Raw genomic sequence first — 18,848 nt, 5'->3', positions numbered from 1 at the left:
ATCAAACGCTCCTCACACTTTTTATGAAAATTCTGTAACCGCTTCCATTCACTATCTGTAAAAATGAATCAGTCAGTAGTTGGTGGTCCTGCGAGGAGAAGACGTTGAAGTCCAGGAAAGAGGTTGCCCCGGCGACCATGAAAGACGTTGCCCAGAAAGCCAAAGTGTCCACGGCAACGGTGTCCCGCGCGTTAATGAACCCGGATAAAGTCTCTCAGACGACGCGTAATCGCGTTGAGCAGGCGGCGCTGGAAGTGGGCTATTTACCTCAGGCAATGGGCCGTAACCTCAAGCGAAATGAATCGCGGACCATCCTGGTGATTGTGCCGGACATTTGCGATCCCTTCTTTAGCGAGATTATTCGCGGCATCGAAGTTACCGCCGCCGCACAGGGTTATCTGGTGCTGATCGGTGATTGCGCGCATCAGAATCAGCAAGAAAAAACCTTTATCGACCTCATCATTACCAAGCAGATCGACGGCATGTTGCTGCTCGGATCGCGTTTGCCGTTTGATGCCAGCATCGAAGAGCAGCGCAACCTGCCGCCGATGGTGATGGCGAATGAATTTGCGCCAGAGCTTAAACTGCCGACGGTTCATATTGATAATCTGACTGCCGCGTTTAACGCCGTGAACTATCTCCAGGATTTGGGGCATAAGCGCATTGGCTGTATCGCCGGGCCGGAAGAGATGCCGCTGTGCCATTATCGTCTGCAGGGCTACGTTCAGGCACTGCGTCGTGCTGGCGTGACGGTCGATCCGCATTACATCGCGCGCGGTGATTTTACGCTTGAAGCTGGAGGCCTGGCGCTCGAGCAACTACTGTCGCAGCCTGTACCGCCAACGGCCGTTTTCTGCCACAGCGACGTGATGGCGTTGGGCGCGTTGTCGTATGCCAAACGCCGGGGCCTGCGCGTGCCGCAAGATTTGTCTATTATCGGGTTCGATAATATTTCCCTTTCCGAGTTTTGCGATCCTCCCCTCTCGACCGTCGCGCAACCGCGCTATGATATTGGGCGCGAGGCCATGCTGTTACTGCTTGATCAGCTGCATGGGCAAACCGTCAGCAGCGGCTCGCGGTTACTGGATTGCGAACTTATTATTCGGGGCTCTACACAGGCGCTTACTTAAAGTAAACGGCTTTAAGACTCCCTCATCTGGTCAAAGGCCCGCCGCTTAAGTAACATGGCGGGCTGACGAATGCATAAATACAGCGAAACGATAGTGGCACAACGAGATTATGTACGTCGCGGCCAGCCGGCACCTTCGCGACGCAAAAAGAGCACCTCACGGAGCAAGAAAAGTAGCCTGTCCTCCGTCTCGCCCGCTATGGTCGCGATAGCCGCGGCTGTGCTCGTGGCCTTTATCGGCGGTTTATACTTTATTACTCACCACAAAAAAGAAGAGTCAGAAGCGCTTCAGGGCAACAAAGTGGCCGGTAATGGTTTGCCGCCAAAACCTGAAGAGCGCTGGCGCTATATCAAAGAGCTGGAAAGCCGCCAGCCAGGCGTGCGTGCCCCGACCGAGCCTTCTGCCGGTGGTGAAGTGAAAAATGCCGATCAGCTAACGAATGAGCAACGCCAGCTTCTGGCGCAGATGCAGGCCGATATGCGCCAGCAGCCAACGCAGCTGACCGAAGTGCCGTGGAATGAACAGACGCCACAGCAGCGTCAGCAAACGCTGCAACGTCAACGTCAGGCACAGCAGCAAGTTCAGCAACCGCAGTTGACGCAAACGCAGCCGGTACAGCAACCGCGCGCACAGCCGCGTGTGACCGAACAACCGTATCAGCAGCCACAGCAGCAGACGCGTACCGTGCAGACTCAGCCTGTCCAGCAGCCGCGCCAGACGCAGCAGCAGAAACAAACCGCATCAGCACAGCCGTATCAGGATCTGCTGCAAACGCCAGCGCATAATACCGCGCAGCAGCCGAAAGCGCAGCCACAGCAGAGCGCACCGGTTACGCAGCCAGCCGAAGCACCGAAACAAACGGCCGAGAAGAAAGACGATCGTCGCTGGATGGTTCAGTGTGGATCGTTCAAAGGCGCAGACCAGGCAGAAACCGTGCGTGCGCAGTTGGCCTTTGAAGGTTTTGATTCACGCATCACCACCAACGGCGGCTGGAATCGCGTTGTAATCGGCCCGGTGAAGGGCAAAGAAAATGCAGACGGCACCATTAGCCGCCTGAAAATTGCCGGTCACACAAACTGCATTCGACTCGCCTCTGGGGGTTGAAACCCCCAAAATCCCCCCCATCTATCATTCTATTCAGCCCTGAGTATTAGCTCAGGGCATCTGTTTCGAATTTGTAACCAGGGGGTCTGCTCGTGACAACAATAGTAAGTGTACGCCGTAACGGCCATGTGGTAATCGCCGGTGATGGCCAGGCCACGCTGGGTAATACCGTCATGAAAGGCAACGTGAAAAAAGTGCGCCGCCTGTATAACGACAAAGTGATCGCCGGTTTTGCGGGCGGTACCGCTGACGCCTTCACGCTCTTCGAACTGTTTGAACGCAAGCTTGAAATGCACCAGGGCCACCTGGTCAAAGCGGCCGTTGAGCTGGCGAAAGACTGGCGCACCGACCGTATGCTGCGCAAACTCGAAGCGCTGTTGGCCGTCGCGGATGAAAATGCCTCTCTGATTATCACCGGGAACGGTGACGTCATTCAGCCAGAAAACGATCTGATTGCTATCGGCTCCGGCGGTCCTTACGCCCAGGCCGCTGCGCGTGCTTTGCTTGAAAATACTGAGCTGAGCGCCCGCGAAATTGCCGAGAAGGCGTTGGGAATTGCAGGTGATATCTGCATTTACACCAACCACTTCCATACCATCGAAGAATTGAACTCTAAAGCGTAAGGATCTCCCATGTCTGAAATGACCCCACGCGAAATTGTCAGTGAGCTGAACAAACACATTATCGGCCAGGACAACGCCAAGCGTTCCGTGGCAATCGCCCTGCGTAACCGCTGGCGTCGTATGCAGCTTGATGAAGAGCTGCGCCACGAAGTTACCCCAAAAAATATTCTGATGATCGGCCCGACCGGCGTCGGTAAAACCGAAATCGCCCGTCGTCTGGCGAAGCTGGCAAACGCACCGTTCATCAAAGTTGAAGCCACCAAGTTCACTGAAGTGGGCTACGTCGGTAAAGAAGTGGACTCGATTATCCGCGATCTGGCCGATTCAGCGATGAAAATGGTGCGCGTACAGGCCATTGAGAAAAACCGTTATCGTGCTGAAGAAATGGCCGAAGAACGTATTCTCGACGTGCTGATCCCACCGGCAAAAAACAACTGGGGTCAGAATGAACAACCTCAGGAGCCGTCCGCCGCGCGTCAGGCATTCCGCAAAAAACTGCGTGAAGGCCAACTGGACGACAAAGAGATTGAAATTGATCTGGCTGCGGCCCCAATGGGTGTAGAAATTATGTCTCCTCCGGGTATGGAAGAGATGACAAGCCAGCTGCAGTCGATGTTCCAGAACCTGGGCGGCCAGAAGCAAAAACCGCGCAAGCTGAAAATCAAAGACGCAATGAAGCTGCTGATTGAAGAAGAAGCGGCCAAACTGGTGAATCCAGAAGAGTTGAAACAAGACGCAATCGACGCGGTTGAGCAGCACGGCATCGTGTTTATCGATGAGATCGACAAAATCTGTAAGCGCGGTGAATCCAACGGTCCGGACGTGTCTCGTGAAGGCGTTCAGCGTGACCTGTTGCCGCTGGTCGAGGGCTGTACCGTTTCGACCAAGCACGGCATGGTTAAAACCGATCACATTCTGTTTATTGCTTCTGGCGCGTTCCAGGTGGCTAAGCCTTCCGATCTCATTCCTGAATTGCAGGGCCGTCTGCCGATTCGCGTGGAGCTGCAGGCGCTGACTACCGACGATTTTGAACGCATTCTGACTGAGCCAAATGCCTCGATCACCGTGCAGTACAAAGCGCTGATGGCCACCGAAGGCGTGACCATTGAGTTCACCGCAGACGGTATCAAGCGTATCGCTCAGGCCGCATGGCAGGTTAACGAAACCACCGAAAACATCGGGGCGCGTCGTTTGCACACCGTGCTGGAACGTCTGGTCGAAGATATCTCTTATGAAGCCAGCGATCTGAACGGCCAAAGTATTACCATTGACGCAGATTATGTGAGTAAACATCTGGATGCGTTAGTGGCAGATGAAGATCTAAGCCGTTTTATCTTATAATCGCGGTTAATGCATTTTCATCACTGTTGATGGGGGCTAATGCCCCCATTTTTATTGGCTAAATAAAATGACTGATATCAGCCGTACTCAGGCGTGGCTCGAAAGCCTGCGTCCCAAGACATTACCTCTGGCCTTTGCCGCCATCGTCGTTGGCACCACGCTTGCCTGGTGGCAAGGTCATTTCGATCCGCTGGTTGCCGGACTGGCGCTCATCACGGCCGGTCTGCTGCAAATCCTCTCTAACCTTGCTAACGACTACGGCGATGCGGTCAAGGGCAGCGATAAACCCGATCGTATTGGGCCGCTGCGCGGCATGCAGAAAGGGGTGATAACTCAGCCACAGATGAAACGTGCACTGATTATCACCGTGCTGCTCATCTGTCTTTCAGGTCTGGCGCTGGTGTCGGTGGCCTGCAAAACAACGGCCGATTTCATCGGCTTTATGGTGTTGGGGATTCTGGCGATTATTGCGGCGATTACCTATACCGTCGGCACGCGCCCTTATGGTTATATCGGTTTGGGTGATATTTCCGTGCTGGTTTTCTTTGGCTGGCTGAGCGTGATGGGCAGTTGGTATTTGCAGGCGCATACGCTGATTCCCGCGCTATTCCTGCCCGCTACTGCCTGCGGATTACTGGCTGCGGCGGTTCTCAACATCAATAACCTGCGCGATATCGAAAGTGACCGTGAGAACGGTAAAAACACCCTCGCGGTACGGTTAGGACCGGTCAACGCCCGTCGCTATCACGCGGGCCTGTTGATGGGGGCGCTGATCTGCCTTGCACTGTTTAATCTGCTTTCATTGCACAGCCTCTGGGGCTGGCTGTTTGTTCTGGCCGCGCCGTTGCTGATCAAACAGGCGCGTTTCGTGATGCGCGAGCTAAACCCCTCCGCGATGCCGCCCATGCTCGAACGTACGGTAAAAGGCGCATTACTGACTAACCTGTTGTTCGTACTTGGGATTATCCTGAGCCAGACGCTGCGTTAACTGACAAATATCAATTAACAATTGATGATTTTGCCAACAACGCGTTTAGCACGATATACTGAACACATTCGCAGCAACCGAGCGTTAAACCTATGAAATACGATACTTCCGAGCTTTGTGACATCTATCAAGAAGATGTCAACGTCGTGGAACCGCTGTTTTCCAACTTTGGGGGACGGTCGTCATTTGGCGGACAAATCATCACGGTAAAATGTTTCGAGGACAACGGGTTGCTGTATGAGCTGCTCGAACAAAATGGCCGTGGCCGTATTTTGCTGGTTGATGGCGGCGGCTCTGTCCGTCGTGCGTTAATCGACGCCGATCTTGCCCGTCTGGCCCTGCAAAACGAGTGGGAAGGAATTGTGGTGTACGGCGCTGTCCGTCAGGTTGACGATTTGGAAGAGCTGGATTTGGGCATTCAGGCCATTGCAGCTATCCCCGTGGGTGCCGCAGGCGAAGGCATCGGCGAAAGCGATGTGCGCGTTAACTTCGGTGGCGTCACCTTCTTCTCCGGCGACCATCTCTACGCCGACAATACCGGCATCATCCTTTCCGAAGATCCTCTCGATATCGAGTAATAAAAAAGGCACCGAAAGGTGCCTTTTTTATGAGTTCACTTTGGCCTGCATTTGACGCGGGCCATTACGCTAAGATTTCGTGTTGTAGCAAGGCGGCAAACGAAGATATCCCCAGGAGCGTAGTCAACTACGTGACTGGGGTAGCTGAGCGCAGCCAACGCCGCTACGGCGCGAAAGATGAAGCGTAATTAAACTTCTTCCATGCGGCCGAGCAATGCCTGCAGACGATCCTGCCAGCCGTTCTGCTGTTCGCGCAGCTGCTGATTTTCGCGCTCGAGCTCTTCACGACCGTTCTGAGCAGAATGCACTTCCTGCGCCAGGGCGTTGTTCTTTTCTTTCAGTTCTTCGATTTCCATCTGCAGCAGTGTGATGGTGTCGATCGCCTGCTGTACTTTTGATTCCAGTTTCTCAAACACTTCTAATGACATGGTCATACCTCTTCTGAATGGCAAGGCGACGCTTCGAACTTACGCTACATCGTTCACATTTCATCAAGGAGGAGGAAAACTGAACAATGGCGTGTAAAACGCGCACAACATATTTAATGTCGATTGTATGGAGCGCGGCGTCCCCTGTCCAGCGGCATGCCGCGCAGATCGCGGTTTGCAACACTTTTCGGTCTGGTCCTGGTGCATTCGCACCATCTACCCCTAAATTGTTAATACTTTAGTTAATGAAATGATTCAGCTCACATTTCTCTACTGCTGCTAAAACACGCTTTATAGCGCGAAAACGCTCATTTTATTGACACAGCACACACATTTTGATTTCGATATTTCTCGTTTTTGCTCGTTAACGATAAATTAACAGCATGTCTACAGGACATCGTGGCTGTTCGTTGTCGCTGCGCTAACAATAAACATTCATCTTTCTTCAGGATTCCGATTATGAGTCAGACATCAACCTTAAAAGGCCAGTGCATCGCCGAGTTCCTTGGTACCGGGTTGTTGATTTTCTTTGGGGTAGGCTGTGTTGCTGCCCTGAAAGTGGCTGGCGCGACCTTCGGCCAGTGGGAGATCAGCATCATCTGGGGTTTGGGCGTGGCAATGGCCATTTACCTGACTGCAGGGGTTTCCGGCGCACACCTTAACCCGGCGGTGACCATCGCGTTGTGGCTATTCGCATGCTTTGACGGACGCAAAGTTGTGCCGTTTATTATTTCTCAATTTGCCGGCGCCTTTTGCGCAGCGGCATTAGTTTACGGGCTTTATTACAATCTTTTCATCGACTTCGAACAGACGCATCATATGGTGCGCGGCAGTGTCGAAAGTCTGGATCTGGCCGGTATCTTCTCAACGTATCCAAACCCGCATATCAATTTTGTGCAGGCATTCGCAGTTGAGATGGTGATTACCGCTATTCTGATGGGCGTTATCATGGCGCTGGGCGATGATGGTAACGGCATTCCGCGCGGCCCACTGGCTCCACTGTTGATTGGTTTACTGATTGCCGTGATCGGCGCATCAATGGGTCCACTGACGGGCTTTGCGATGAACCCGGCGCGTGACCTGGGTCCGAAAACCTTCGCCTTCTTTGCGGGCTGGGGTGAAGTGGCCTTTACTGGTGCCAAAGATATCCCTTACTTCCTGGTGCCGCTGTTCGGCCCGATTGCAGGGGCTGCGCTGGGCGCATTCGGCTATCGCAAATTAATTGGTCGCCACTTACCGTGCGACACCTGTGTGGAAGACGAGAAAGAAACGACCTCTACCGCACAACAAAAAGCTTCGCTGTAATCTGACTACGGGACACATACTATGACCGACAAAAAATATATCGTTGCGCTCGACCAGGGCACTACCAGCTCCCGCGCTGTCGTAATGGATCATGACGCGAATATCGTCAGCGTGTCACAGCGCGAATTCGAACAAATCTATCCTAAGCCTGGCTGGGTAGAGCACGATCCAATGGAAATCTGGGCGACCCAAAGCTCAACGCTGGTCGAAGTGCTGGCGAAAGCCGACATCAGTTCCGATGAAATCGCGGCAATTGGTATCACCAACCAGCGTGAAACCGCGATTGTGTGGGAACGTGAAACCGGTAAACCAATCTATAACGCCATCGTCTGGCAGTGTCGCCGTACGGCCGAAATCTGCGAGAAGCTCAAGCGCGACGGCATGGAAGATTACATCCGCAGCACCACCGGTCTGGTGGTGGATCCGTACTTCTCAGGCACCAAAGTGAAGTGGATTTTGGATCACGTTGAAGGTTCCCGTGAGCGCGCAAAACGCGGCGAACTGCTGTTCGGTACCGTCGATACCTGGCTCATCTGGAAGATGACCCAAGGGCGGGTGCACGTTACCGATTACACCAACGCTTCCCGTACCATGCTGTTCAACATCCACAAGCTGGACTGGGATGACAAAATGCTGGAGGCGCTGGACATCCCGCGCGCCATGCTGCCAGAAGTGCGTAAATCATCCGAAGTGTACGGCCAGACCAACATCGGTGGTAAAGGCGGCACGCGTATTCCGATCTCCGGTATCGCCGGTGACCAGCAGGCTGCGCTGTTTGGCCAGCTATGCGTGAAAGAAGGGATGGCGAAAAACACCTACGGTACCGGCTGCTTTATGCTGATGAATACCGGCGAGAAAGCGGTGAAATCAGAAAATGGCCTGCTGACCACCATCGCCTGCGGCCCACGCGGCGAAGTGAATTATGCGCTGGAAGGTGCGGTCTTCATGGCGGGGGCATCCATTCAGTGGCTGCGCGACGAAATGAAGCTCATCAGCGATGCGTTCGATTCCGAATACTTCGCCACCAAAGTGAAGGACACCAACGGTGTATACGTGGTGCCGGCATTCACAGGTCTGGGCGCGCCATACTGGGACCCGTATGCGCGCGGCGCTATTTTCGGCCTGACGCGTGGGGTGAACTCTAACCACATCATCCGCGCCACGCTGGAATCCATCGCCTACCAGACGCGTGACGTGCTGGAAGCGATGCAAGCCGACTCCGGCATTCGTCTGCACGCTCTGCGCGTGGACGGCGGCGCGGTCGCGAACAACTTCCTGATGCAGTTCCAGTCCGACATTCTGGGCACCCGCGTTGAGCGTCCAGAAGTGCGCGAAGTCACCGCGTTGGGTGCTGCGTATCTGGCAGGTCTGGCGGTTGGTTTCTGGCAGAATCTGGATGAGCTGCAGGAAAAAGCGGTCATCGAGCGTGAATTCCGTCCGGGTATCGAAACGACCGAGCGTAACTATCGCTACAGCGGCTGGAAAAAAGCGGTGAAACGCGCCCTGGCGTGGGAAGAGCACGAAGAGTAATTTCCCTCACCCTCCCCTCTCCCAATGGGAGAGGGAGTTTTCTGGTTTTCACTCACACGTTACCTGCCGCTTTTTTCCTGCCCGACGCATGATAATCCTGACCTCTCCCCGTGGGTGTACGGTCCGGGGTGAGGGCATCAGGCCGCACCGCATCAACCCGCACCCCATCCCACTCTGTGATAAACTTCGTGCAATTCCTTTTGACTGCACGAGTACCCCATGAAACGTGAACTTGCCATCGAATTCTCCCGCGTAACCGAAGCCGCCGCCCTCGCAGGCTATAAGTGGTTAGGACGTGGCGACAAAAATATTGCTGACGGCGCGGCCGTTCATGCAATGCGCATTATGCTCAACCAGGTCAACATTGACGGGACCATTGTCATTGGCGAAGGCGAGATCGACGAAGCGCCCATGCTGTTCATCGGTGAGAAAGTGGGCACCGGCAACGGTGATGCGGTGGATATCGCTGTCGACCCGATTGAAGGCACGCGCATGACGGCGATGGGCCAGGCGAACGCGCTGGCGGTGCTTGCCGTTGGCGATAAAGGCTGCTTCCTCAACGCGCCTGATATGTACATGGAAAAACTGATTGTCGGTCCAGGCGCGAAAGGCGCTATCGATCTCAATCTGCCTCTGGCAGATAACCTGCGTAATGTCGCGGCTGCGCTGGGTAAACCGCTCAGTGAACTGACCGTCACTATTCTCGCCAAACCGCGCCATGACGTCACCATTGCGCATATGCAGCAGCTCGGCGTGCGTGTTTTTGCCATTCCGGATGGCGACGTCGCGGCGTCTATTTTGACCTGTATGCCAGACAGCGAAGTCGACGTGCTGTACGGCATTGGTGGCGCGCCGGAAGGCGTAGTGTCCGCTGCGGTGATTCGCGCGCTGGATGGTGATATGCAGGGTCGCCTGCTGGCTCGTCATGACGTGAAGGGTGACAGCGAAGAGAACCGTCGCATCGGCGAACAGGAGCTGGCGCGCTGCAAAGCGATGGGCATTGAAGCGAATAAAGTGCTGTCCCTGGATGATATGGCGCGCAGCGATAACGTGATCTTCTCGGCAACCGGTATCACCAAAGGCGACCTGCTGGACGGCATCACCCGCAAGGGCAATATGGCCACCACTGAAACGCTGCTGATTCGCGGAAAATCACGCACTATCCGTCGCATCCAGTCGATTCATTATCTGGATCGCAAAGACCCAAATGTTCAAACTCACATCCTGTAAGGTGATTTGATCAATAGAGCTTTCCGGCCCCGCTGGGCTGGAAATCTCCCCGGCAAGAACGGAAGATAGAAACAGATATCAGCACAGGAGATCGTCATGGCGGACTGGGTAACAGGTAAAGTCACAAAAGTAACGTTCTGGACCGATGCGCTTTTTAGTATCACCGTTCATGCCCCCATTCATCCGTTCACGGCCGGGCAATTCGCCAAGCTGGGGCTGGAAATTGACGGCGAGCGCGTGCAGCGCGCCTATTCCTACGTCAATGCGCCGGACAATCCGGATCTCGAGTTTTATCTGGTGACCGTTCCTGACGGCAAACTCAGCCCGCGCCTGGCTGCGCTTCAGCCCGGTGATGACGTTCTGATGGTCAGCGAAGCCGCTGGTTTCTTTGTGCTGGAAGAGATCCCCGACTGCGACACCCTGTGGATGCTGGCAACCGGTACGGCCATCGGCCCTTATCTGTCGATTCTGCAATACGGGAAGGATCTGGAGCGATTCAAAAATATCGTTCTGGTGCATGCCGCACGCTACGCCGCCGATCTGAGCTATCTGCCGCTGATGCAGGAGCTTGAAAAACGCTACGCAGGAAAGTTGAAAATCCAGACGGTGGTCAGCCGTGAAACGGTTGATGGTGCGCTCACCGGACGCGTTCCGGCGCTGATTGAAAGCGGTGAACTTGAATCCGCCGTGGGTTTACAGATGAATGCGGAAACCAGCCACGTGATGCTCTGCGGCAACCCGCAGATGGTGCGTGATACCCAGCAGTTGCTGAAAGACTCCCGGCAGATGACCAAACATTTGCGCCGCCGACCGGGCCATATGACTGCTGAACACTACTGGTAATTAGCGGAACTTCACGTCCAGCGTGTCCTTGCCGTATTTATTCTCGCTCTGGGTGCCCACGAACGCGCCCAGATCGATGATAGTCATGACAAAAATCACCGTCGGAATGAGTTTCCCTACCACCCAAGGTAGGACCGACGGGAGTATCGCCCAGTGACCCGCCACCAGCATCCACGCCAGAGGGATCAGCAGTGCCCACAAACCGGAACGGCCCCTGTCATGCAGACGTTTAACGATCACGGAAGCCGTTGGCCACAGCAGACACACCAGCGCAAACGCTGCCGTTTGGGTGCCCAGCCAGTTGCTGTAGGCCAGGCCGAAAAGCACCAGCATCGCGACAATCCACGTCACGATCCAAATCCAGAAATCACGGCGTCCAATACGCCCTTTGAATGAAAACAGCCACTGCTGTATGGTCATGTCAGGTTCCTTATTATCGTCTGCCGCGTAGTTTACCCTGGAGTGCCGACCTTTTGACAAGCCGGGCAGATATCGTTTTAATCATGAGCAATGACCGCCAGGGATAATATTGATGAAAAGATGGACTCACCCGATTCTGCTGTGTTTAACGATGCTGAGCACCAGCTTTTCCCTGCACGCCAATGACGCCTCTCCCCCTGCGACTGCGCCGTATCTTCTGCAAGGCGCGCCGTCATTCGATCAATCGATCAGTCAGTTCCGCGAAACGTTCAACAAAGATAATCCCACACTCGCGCTGGGTGAGTTTCGCGCGATAGACGGCGCAAAAGACACGCCTACCCTGACGCGTGCGGCCAGTAAAATTAACGAAAATCTGTACGCCTCGACTGCGCTTGAACGCGGCACGTTAAAAATCAAAAGCATGCAAATCACCTGGCTGCCGATTCAAGGCCCGGAACAGAAAGCCGCCAAAGCCAAAGCGCTGGAGTACATGAGCGCGATTTTGCGCGCCTTCACCCCGATTTTGACCAAAGCGCAAAGCCAGCAAAAACTGCAAAAATTGCTGACCGCCGGTAAAAACAAACGTTACTACGCCGAAACAGACGGCGCGATTCGCTATGTGGTCGCAGATCACGGCGAAAAGGGGCTGACCTTCGCCGTTGAACCGATTAAGCTGGCGCTATCTCACACACTCGGAGGGGCGAATTAATGACAAAAAGCAAAGCCTTTCGAGGGAAAATCTCTATACTGATTCACAGACCATGCTGCCCGTCAGGGCGGCCATAATCCTTAATTCGCTTTAGTAGCGTGGAGAATTGAAATGCGACATCCTTTAGTGATGGGTAACTGGAAACTGAACGGCAGCCGCCACATGGTAAACGAGCTGATCGCGAACCTGCGTAAAGAGCTGGCTGGCGTGACAGGCTGTGCTGTAGCGATCGCTCCACCAGACATTTATCTGGATCTGGCTAAACACGCTGCTGACGGCAGCCACATCGTTCTGGGTGCACAGAACGTTGACGTTAACCTCTCTGGCGCATTCACCGGCGAAACCTCCGCTGAAATGCTGAAAGATATCGGCGCAAAATACATCATCATCGGCCACTCTGAGCGTCGTACTTATCACAAAGAGTCTGACGAGCTGATCGCGAAGAAATTCGCAGTGCTGAAAGAGCAGAGTCTGATCCCGGTTCTGTGCATTGGTGAAACCGAAGCAGAAAACGAAGCAGGCAAAACCGAAGAAGTGTGCGCACGTCAGATCGATGCTGTGCTAAAAACTCAGGGCGCGAGCGCGTTCGAAGGCGTGGTTATCGCTTACGAACCGGTATGGGCAATCGGTACTGGCAAATCTGCGACCCCTGCGCAGGCACAGGCTGTTCACAAATTTATCCGTGACCACATTGCGAAAGCCGACGCGAAAGTGGCTGAGCAAGTGATCATTCAGTACGGCGGTTCCGTTAACGCGGCAAACGCTGCTGAGCTGTTCACCCAGCCGGACATCGACGGCGCGCTGGTTGGCGGTGCTTCCCTGAAAGCTGACGCTTTCGCGGTGATCGTTAAAGCAGCAGAAGCCGCTAAACAGGCGTAATGGCTTGTCCCCTCACCCTCTCCCAACAAGGGAGAGGAAACCGTTCAGCGTCTTCTTTCCCGAGTGGCGAGATAAATGCCTGAAAGGTTTCTCCCTCTCCCATTGTGAGAGGGCCAAGGTGAGGGGAAACACAGCGCAGAATCTATAATTTCCCCAGCACGCTAAACCATAAGTAATCGAGCGGCAACAGGACCACATAGGTCGCCACTGCCAGCGCCAGACACAGCATCATTCCCGCCTTTGCAGGCACTTTCCCAAGTCCCATCGCCACCACAATCGGCGATGCCTGATACGGCAACAGCGGCGTGGAATAACCCAACACCTGAATCATAATCACCGACAGCAGCGGGAAACCGGTCGCATCGGAAAAACTCTGCGCCAGCGTGGTGTACAGCGCCGGAACGCCGTTGGCGGTCATGATGAAGTTAAGCGCCGTGGTGATACCCGTGAGCGCCAGGAAACTGGTGAAAGGCTTATCCGCGTCCAACGGCATCAGGTGAAGCAACGCCTCTCCTACGGCGCTCCCAATTCCCGTCTGCGTGACGGTGATAGCCAGCCCCAAAATACCCGCCACGTAGATGCAGGTACGCATATTCACGCCCGCCGAAAACTCCTCACCGGAAATAAAACCGATGCGCGGGAGCATCACCACCAGCGATGCCGCCAGCCCGGTCCACGCCGGGCCAATTCCATGCCAGCTCTCCGTCACCCACATCACAAGCACTACCGCCAGAAGCCAGGCGAGCCGTTTCTCATCGCGCCCCATCGGTTCAGGCGCAGAAACCTCCTGCGGATGTTTGGGTGAGCCGGGGAACAGCCAGCAGATCAGCCCAATCAGAATCAGCCCTTTTAGAATGCCGAGCACCGGCGTGTGCAGCAGGAGATAAGGCACGTAGTTCAGATGGATGCCGTATGAACCTTCCGCCGCGCCGCTCATCACCAGATTCGGTACGTTAGCGGGCAAAATAGTCGCGGAAAGCTGGAAGGTCCCGAAACCCACCGCCAACGCCAGACCAAACCACGCGCGGGAGCCGTCCGCGATGCTGGCACGTTTAGCCATCGCCGCCACAATCGGCATCAGCAGCGCGATGCGCCCCATGTTCGACGGCATCACAAACGCCAGGGCATAACTCAGCAGCACCACGCTTGCTACCATCAACAGCCACGAATCGGTCAGTTTTGCCGATAGCGCTCGCGCCGCCCTGTCCGCCAGGCCGGTTTTGCGAATCGCCACACCGAGCACAAATCCGCTAAAGACCAGCCAGAATGCCGATGACGCAAAGCCCCCAAAAATGACATCCGCTGGGGCAATTTTGGCGATCATCGCTGCCGTAAAGAACAGCAGCGCGGTGATAAATTCAGGCAGGAGCGAGGTCGCCCACAGCACGATGGTGATGCCAACAATGAGCGAAGGCAGAAAAAGAGGGTGAGTAAACCAGAGCGACATACCTGTCTCCTGTCGATTTTTTCAGCAAGTCTACGGCGACAGGCAGGCCGAGTAAACGCTATTTATGGTGGGGTCAATTCAGGATATCGCATTGATGATCCTGTAATTCCTCAGCCGATGCGCGGTTAAGTACCAGTAAATTTCGCTCGGTCGCCAGCAGCACAAACGAACCGTCGGATTGCTGCGCCATCGCCATGGCAAACCGCCCCATGTGCTCACGCGCTTGTGGCAGTTCTTGCGCCAGCATCATAAACGGGCTGCGTTTGACCAGCTCCGCTTCTGTCACCCGTCGCGCAAGATACTCATGCCCTTCCAGTCCGCCAGGAAACGGCAGCCACTGCGTGCTAATTTGTCCCTGATTCGCATCCAGCTTTTCGCGCACGTCAGCACGCAGGCAGGAGATGTGAATATGAAAATGATTTTGCGTGCGCCCGGTCGGCGAATTAATCGTGAGCGCGATGGCGCTGTCCGGCACTTCCGTACCGCGCTTCATGCTCATAAAGTTGCGCGATTGCCACGCCAGCCAGAAGAAATTGGGCGTCTGCGGCTCGGTCAGCAGCGGGCTTTCGGTACCGTTGATACGGTACGTCGGCATCAGCAAATATTGCAGCGGCCCGTTGCGATCTTTAAACACCACGTAACCGGCATCCGGTTTAACCTGCGCGCACGGCGCGGGATTGCGGTGCTGTTGCTGATTTGGAACACACTGTTCGAGAACGATATGGCGAAGTGCGTCAGGATTACCGGACTTCATCCAGAACCAGCCGCCCGCTACAGCCACACTGACGACCAACGCCAGTACGATAAGTTTTTTCATTACGCGTTCCCGATATCCAGTTGAAGCGAAAGAGTAACGCAAAATGATGACCAAATAAAAACCCGGCGGATTTCTCGCGCCGGGTCTGTTGTCATGCGGGTTGAACGCTTAGCGTTTGCTGATCTGGTCGAACGTGCCGCCGTTAGAGAAGTGCTCTTTCTGCGCTTTCGCCCAGCCGCCGAACTCTTCGTCAATGGTGAACAGCTTCAGTTTCGGGAACGCGCTATCATATTTCTTCGCTACTTCCGGGTCGCGTGGACGATAGAAGTTTTTCGCTGCGATCTCCTGGCCTTCCGGAGAGTAGAGATACTTCAGATAGGCTTCGGCCACCGCTTTGGTGTCTTTTTTCTCAACCACTTTATCGACGATAGAAACGGTCGGTTCCGCCAGAATCGATTCGCTCGGGGTGACAATTTCGAACTTATCTTTGTCCAGTTCATGGGTTGCCAGCAGCGCTTCGTTTTCCCATGCAATCAGCACGTCACCGATGCCGCGTTCTACGAAGGTATTGGTTGCGCCGCGCGCGCCGGAATCCAGCACTTCGACGTTTTTGAACAGGGACTTCACGAAATCCTGTGCTTTGGCCTGGTCACCGTTGTTATGGTGCAGCGCGTAGCCCCAGGCTGCCAGGTAGTTCCAGCGTGCGCCGCCGGAGCTTTTCGGGTTCGGGGTGATCACAGAAACGCCCGGTTTAATCAGATCGTTCCAGTCATGAATCTGTTTCGGATTACCTTTGCGCACCAGGAAGACGATGGTGGAGGTATACGGCGCGGAATTGTCCGGCAGACGTTTAATCCAGTTTTTATCAATACGACCGCGCTCAGCGATGGCGTCTACGTCGTAGGCCAGTGCCAGGGTGACCACATCCGCTTCGATGCCGTTAATGACAGAGGTAGCCTGTTTACCGGAGCCGCCATGCGACTGGCGAATCACCACGTTATCGCCGGTCTCCTGCTTGTAGTGTGCCGCGAACGCTTTGTTGTATTGATCGTACAGTTCACGCGTCGGATCGTACGACACGTTCAGTAACTGGATGTCTTTTGCCAGAACGCTGGTCGATGCCAGCAATAACGTTAAACCCACGCCCCATTTGTTCATCGCCCAACTCTCTTAAAGTAGTGTTTTGATGAATGCAGCGTGCCAGAAAGAGAACCAATCATTAAAGAATAAAAAAAGATTGGCTATAACTTAGGGGAATAAACACCCCTCTCCGACGGGAAGAGGGGTGTCTGCTATCAATACAGTTTTTTCGCGCAGTCCAGCCAGTCACCTTTGAACGGACGCTTCATGCTTTCGATCGCGTCAACGATGTCATGGTGAACCAGTTTTTCGTTCTGAATACCGACGCAACGACCGCCATGACCCTGCAGCAGCAGATCGATAGCGTATGCGCCCATGCGGGAAGCCAGAATACGATCGTAAGGACCCGGGGAACCGCCGCGCTGGATGTGACCCAGAACCGTGGCACGCGTCTCGCGCTTGGTCTCGGTTTCGATGTATTTTGCCAGCTCGTCCACATCACAGATGTGTTCGGTGATCGCCACGATGGCGTGTTTTTTGCCTTTCGCGATACCGGCTTTGATTTCGTTGACCAGATCTTCACGGCTGAATTCCACTTCTGGAACAACGATGAACTCACAGCCGCCGGCAATTGCCGCAGCCAGGGTCAGGTCGCCGCAGTAACGGCCCATCACTTCAACGATGGAAATACGCTGGTGAGAAGAAGAGGTGTCACGCAGACGGTCAATCGCTTCAACAACAGTACCGAGGGCAGTAAAGAAACCAATGGTGTAGTCGGTGCCTTTGATGTCGTTATCGATGGTGCCCGGCAGACCGATACATGGGAAGCCCATTTCAGTCAGGCGTTTTGCGCCCATATAAGAACCGTCACCGCCGATAACCACTAACGCGTCCAGGCCGCGTTTTTTCATGTTTTCGATAGCCACCTGACGGATGTGCTCTTCGCGGAATTCCGGGAAGCGCGCGGAACCGAGGAAAGTACCGCCACGGTTAATCATGTCAGATACGCTGTAGCGATCGAGCTGAACCATACGGTCTTCATACAGACCCAGGTAGCCGTCATAAACGCCAAAAATTTCCAGACCTTCCGTCAACGCTGCACGCACAACACCACGAATTGCCGCGTTCATGCCTGGGGCATCACCGCCGCTTGTCAACACACCGATTTTCTTAATCATGACTACCTCTGAACTTAGGAATGCAAAATGAAATCTGTTGCCGGAAGAGGTCTATACCCGAAATATTTCAATTTGCAGGAAAGCACGGGCAACTTGAAATATAACGGGTCGATTCAACCAACCAATACTGCAAATAGTATATCAACCACTTCCAGCTGAATTGATTCAGGTCAGCCCCAATGGTGGTAATTTATCCACAAAATGCTGGCCTGGCTCACTTTTTTACAACGAATTACGAAAGCTCAAATGTCCTGGTACGACTGAGCAGGGATCCTGGTGAATAATGACGTCCGACCCCGGGAAACGCTGCAAAATCGCCTGTTCAACCTGCTCAGCAATCACATGCGCCTGAACCAGCGGCAGGTTATCTTCCATTTCTAAATGAATCTGAATAAAGCGGGTCGGCCCTGACTGCCGCGTACGAAGATCGTGAGCACCACTGACGCCCGGCCAGGAGGTGACGATATCAAAGATGTCTGCTCGTTCTGCATCGGGCAGCGCGCGGTCAAGAAGCGATTGCACAGCCTCATAACCCATTCGCAAGGCGCTGTATAAAATATAGATCCCAATCCCTAACGCAAATATTGCGTCGGCACGATGCCATCCATACCATGCGAGTCCGAGCGCAACAAGAATCGCACCATTCATCATAACATCAGACTGATAATGAAGCATATCTGCCCGTACCGCCTGACTTTGCGTTTTGCGAACCACCCAGCGTTGGAACGTTACCAGAACAATTGTGCTAATAAGTGCTATAACCGTCACGACCACGCCAACACCCGGATCTTTCATGGGGACGGGCGAGGCCAAATGCTGAATACCGGTCAAAAAGAGAAATAACGCGGAGCCCGAAATAAACATACTTTGCGCCAGCGCGGCGAGCGATTCTGCTTTGCCGTGGCCAAACGTGTGTTCATCATCCGCAGGTTGCAGAGAATAGCGCACCACCAGCAGATTGGTTAACGACGCGGCGATGTCGACGAGGGAATCCACCAGTGCCGCCAGAATACTGACCGAGCCGGTGTACCACCACGCAAAGATTTTGATGATTAGCAAACACGACGCCATGACCGTCGCGGCGATTGCGGCGCGGCTCACCAGCCGGCCATAGGATTGATTCATACACGCTCCTGTCATGCCCTGCCGCTAGTATAACGGATGCATCAGGAGGTAAAGCATGAATAAACGGTTAACAAATCAGAATGAAAGGCAAAAAAAACCCCCTCATCATGAGGGGGAAGACAGGGATGGTGTCTATGGCAAGGAAAACAGGGT

Annotated in this window: 20 protein-coding genes; 13 read left to right on the top strand and 7 right to left on the bottom strand. The window is 54.3% G+C overall.

Going from position 1 to position 18,848, the window contains the following annotated elements; translation table 11 throughout:
* Window positions 1–104 precede the first annotated feature (104 nt).
* The 7 genes from cytR (at window position 105) to AC07RN_RS20040 (ending at window position 5,952) form a co-directional block, all read left to right on the top strand.
* On the top strand, window positions 105–1,130 hold the full coding sequence (cytR, locus tag AC07RN_RS20070) for a DNA-binding transcriptional regulator CytR (RefSeq protein WP_407438783.1): 1,026 nt from the start codon (window positions 105–107) through the stop codon (window positions 1,128–1,130).
* 93 nt (window positions 1,131–1,223) lie between these two features.
* Complete coding sequence (gene ftsN, locus AC07RN_RS20065; RefSeq protein ID WP_041689734.1) at window positions 1,224–2,234, top strand: cell division protein FtsN; 1,011 nt, start codon at window positions 1,224–1,226, stop codon at window positions 2,232–2,234.
* A gap of 92 nt (window positions 2,235–2,326) precedes the next feature.
* Entirely contained in the window at window positions 2,327–2,857 is a 531-nt protein-coding gene (gene hslV, locus AC07RN_RS20060; RefSeq protein ID WP_015961000.1) for an ATP-dependent protease subunit HslV, read from the top strand.
* Window positions 2,858–2,866: 9 nt separating this feature from the next.
* Window positions 2,867–4,198 carry an HslU--HslV peptidase ATPase subunit gene (hslU, locus tag AC07RN_RS20055; RefSeq protein WP_015961001.1) on the top strand — a complete coding sequence of 444 codons (1,332 nt, stop codon included), beginning with the start codon at window positions 2,867–2,869 and terminating at the stop codon, window positions 4,196–4,198.
* A gap of 67 nt (window positions 4,199–4,265) precedes the next feature.
* Window positions 4,266–5,186, top strand: coding sequence for a 1,4-dihydroxy-2-naphthoate polyprenyltransferase (menA, locus tag AC07RN_RS20050; RefSeq protein ID WP_478337139.1), 921 nt, complete (start codon window positions 4,266–4,268; stop codon window positions 5,184–5,186).
* Between the two features lie 92 nt (window positions 5,187–5,278).
* Window positions 5,279–5,764 (top strand): ribonuclease E activity regulator RraA, encoded by a 486-nt coding sequence (gene rraA / locus AC07RN_RS20045; RefSeq protein WP_015961003.1) that lies wholly within the window; start codon window positions 5,279–5,281, stop codon window positions 5,762–5,764.
* Window positions 5,765–5,793: 29 nt separating this feature from the next.
* Window positions 5,794–5,952, top strand: a complete 159-nt coding sequence (locus tag AC07RN_RS20040; protein ID WP_478337138.1) for a hypothetical protein — start codon at window positions 5,794–5,796, stop codon at window positions 5,950–5,952.
* Here AC07RN_RS20040 and zapB read toward each other — a convergent pair whose 3' ends face one another.
* Window positions 5,953–6,198, bottom strand: a complete 246-nt coding sequence (gene zapB, locus AC07RN_RS20035; RefSeq protein ID WP_190275359.1) for a septal ring assembly protein ZapB — start codon at window positions 6,196–6,198, stop codon at window positions 5,953–5,955. It abuts the gene before it with no gap.
* Between the two features lie 453 nt (window positions 6,199–6,651).
* Here zapB and AC07RN_RS20030 point away from each other — a divergent pair, with 453 nt between their 5' ends.
* The 4 genes from AC07RN_RS20030 to fpr all read left to right on the top strand — a co-directional run bounded on the left by AC07RN_RS20030 (window position 6,652) and on the right by fpr (window position 11,100).
* Window positions 6,652–7,497 (top strand): MIP/aquaporin family protein, encoded by an 846-nt coding sequence (locus tag AC07RN_RS20030; protein WP_015961005.1) that lies wholly within the window; start codon window positions 6,652–6,654, stop codon window positions 7,495–7,497.
* Between the two features lie 21 nt (window positions 7,498–7,518).
* A complete protein-coding gene (gene glpK, locus AC07RN_RS20025) occupies window positions 7,519–9,027 on the top strand; it encodes a glycerol kinase GlpK (protein ID WP_015961006.1) in 1,509 nt (502 codons plus the stop codon).
* A gap of 219 nt (window positions 9,028–9,246) precedes the next feature.
* Window positions 9,247–10,257, top strand: a complete 1,011-nt coding sequence (gene glpX / locus AC07RN_RS20020) for a class II fructose-bisphosphatase (RefSeq protein WP_015961007.1) — start codon at window positions 9,247–9,249, stop codon at window positions 10,255–10,257.
* A 96-nt stretch (window positions 10,258–10,353) separates the two neighbouring features.
* Window positions 10,354–11,100: a ferredoxin--NADP(+) reductase gene (fpr, locus tag AC07RN_RS20015; RefSeq protein ID WP_478337137.1), complete on the top strand. Its 747-nt coding sequence runs from the start codon at window positions 10,354–10,356 to the stop codon at window positions 11,098–11,100.
* Here the strand turns inward: fpr and AC07RN_RS20010 are convergent, their stop codons facing one another.
* Window positions 11,101–11,520, bottom strand: coding sequence for a DUF805 domain-containing protein (locus AC07RN_RS20010; protein ID WP_015961009.1), 420 nt, complete (start codon window positions 11,518–11,520; stop codon window positions 11,101–11,103).
* 112 nt (window positions 11,521–11,632) lie between these two features.
* Between AC07RN_RS20010 and AC07RN_RS20005 the strand changes: the two genes are divergently transcribed.
* Both AC07RN_RS20005 and tpiA read left to right on the top strand, forming a co-directional pair.
* Window positions 11,633–12,229, top strand: coding sequence for a DUF1454 family protein (locus AC07RN_RS20005; RefSeq protein WP_478337136.1), 597 nt, complete (start codon window positions 11,633–11,635; stop codon window positions 12,227–12,229).
* Window positions 12,230–12,340: 111 nt separating this feature from the next.
* Entirely contained in the window at window positions 12,341–13,108 is a 768-nt protein-coding gene (gene tpiA, locus AC07RN_RS20000) for a triose-phosphate isomerase (protein WP_478337135.1), read from the top strand.
* A gap of 142 nt (window positions 13,109–13,250) precedes the next feature.
* Here the strand turns inward: tpiA and AC07RN_RS19995 are convergent, their stop codons facing one another.
* The 5 genes from AC07RN_RS19995 to fieF form a co-directional block, all read right to left on the bottom strand.
* Entirely contained in the window at window positions 13,251–14,555 is a 1,305-nt protein-coding gene (locus tag AC07RN_RS19995; protein WP_478337134.1) for an SLC13 family permease, read from the bottom strand.
* A 73-nt stretch (window positions 14,556–14,628) separates the two neighbouring features.
* A complete protein-coding gene (locus tag AC07RN_RS19990; protein WP_186754881.1) occupies window positions 14,629–15,372 on the bottom strand; it encodes a CDP-diacylglycerol diphosphatase in 744 nt (247 codons plus the stop codon).
* 108 nt (window positions 15,373–15,480) lie between these two features.
* A complete protein-coding gene (locus tag AC07RN_RS19985; protein ID WP_015961014.1) occupies window positions 15,481–16,470 on the bottom strand; it encodes a sulfate ABC transporter substrate-binding protein in 990 nt (329 codons plus the stop codon).
* Window positions 16,471–16,607: 137 nt separating this feature from the next.
* Window positions 16,608–17,570 carry a 6-phosphofructokinase gene (gene pfkA, locus AC07RN_RS19980; protein WP_015961015.1) on the bottom strand — a complete coding sequence of 321 codons (963 nt, stop codon included), beginning with the start codon at window positions 17,568–17,570 and terminating at the stop codon, window positions 16,608–16,610.
* A 222-nt stretch (window positions 17,571–17,792) separates the two neighbouring features.
* The gene (gene fieF / locus AC07RN_RS19975) at window positions 17,793–18,695 is read right to left on the bottom strand and encodes a CDF family cation-efflux transporter FieF (protein WP_015961016.1); all 903 of its coding nucleotides are present in this window, start codon (window positions 18,693–18,695) and stop codon (window positions 17,793–17,795) included.
* Between the last annotated feature and the right edge of the window lie 153 nt (window positions 18,696–18,848).

The sequence above is a fragment of the Lelliottia sp. GFLA7 genome (genome assembly GCF_056490165.1).
This window is presented reverse-complemented; position numbering and strand designations above follow the sequence as displayed.

Coding starts and splice junctions, on each gene's coding strand:
- AC07RN_RS19990 (WP_186754881.1), bottom strand. CDS start 15,372: ATGAAAAAACTTATCGTACTGGCGTTGGTCGTCAGTGTGGCTGTAGCG.
- pfkA (WP_015961015.1), bottom strand. CDS start 17,570: ATGATTAAGAAAATCGGTGTGTTGACAAGCGGCGGTGATGCCCCAGGC.
- menA (WP_478337139.1), top strand. CDS start 4,266: ATGACTGATATCAGCCGTACTCAGGCGTGGCTCGAAAGCCTGCGTCCC.
- hslU (WP_015961001.1), top strand. CDS start 2,867: ATGTCTGAAATGACCCCACGCGAAATTGTCAGTGAGCTGAACAAACAC.
- AC07RN_RS20040 (WP_478337138.1), top strand. CDS start 5,794: ATGAGTTCACTTTGGCCTGCATTTGACGCGGGCCATTACGCTAAGATT.
- AC07RN_RS19995 (WP_478337134.1), bottom strand. CDS start 14,555: ATGTCGCTCTGGTTTACTCACCCTCTTTTTCTGCCTTCGCTCATTGTT.
- glpX (WP_015961007.1), top strand. CDS start 9,247: ATGAAACGTGAACTTGCCATCGAATTCTCCCGCGTAACCGAAGCCGCC.
- zapB (WP_190275359.1), bottom strand. CDS start 6,198: ATGACCATGTCATTAGAAGTGTTTGAGAAACTGGAATCAAAAGTACAG.
- AC07RN_RS20005 (WP_478337136.1), top strand. CDS start 11,633: ATGAAAAGATGGACTCACCCGATTCTGCTGTGTTTAACGATGCTGAGC.
- AC07RN_RS20010 (WP_015961009.1), bottom strand. CDS start 11,520: ATGACCATACAGCAGTGGCTGTTTTCATTCAAAGGGCGTATTGGACGC.
- fieF (WP_015961016.1), bottom strand. CDS start 18,695: ATGAATCAATCCTATGGCCGGCTGGTGAGCCGCGCCGCAATCGCCGCG.
- fpr (WP_478337137.1), top strand. CDS start 10,354: ATGGCGGACTGGGTAACAGGTAAAGTCACAAAAGTAACGTTCTGGACC.
- AC07RN_RS19985 (WP_015961014.1), bottom strand. CDS start 16,470: ATGAACAAATGGGGCGTGGGTTTAACGTTATTGCTGGCATCGACCAGC.
- AC07RN_RS20030 (WP_015961005.1), top strand. CDS start 6,652: ATGAGTCAGACATCAACCTTAAAAGGCCAGTGCATCGCCGAGTTCCTT.
- tpiA (WP_478337135.1), top strand. CDS start 12,341: ATGCGACATCCTTTAGTGATGGGTAACTGGAAACTGAACGGCAGCCGC.
- glpK (WP_015961006.1), top strand. CDS start 7,519: ATGACCGACAAAAAATATATCGTTGCGCTCGACCAGGGCACTACCAGC.
- rraA (WP_015961003.1), top strand. CDS start 5,279: ATGAAATACGATACTTCCGAGCTTTGTGACATCTATCAAGAAGATGTC.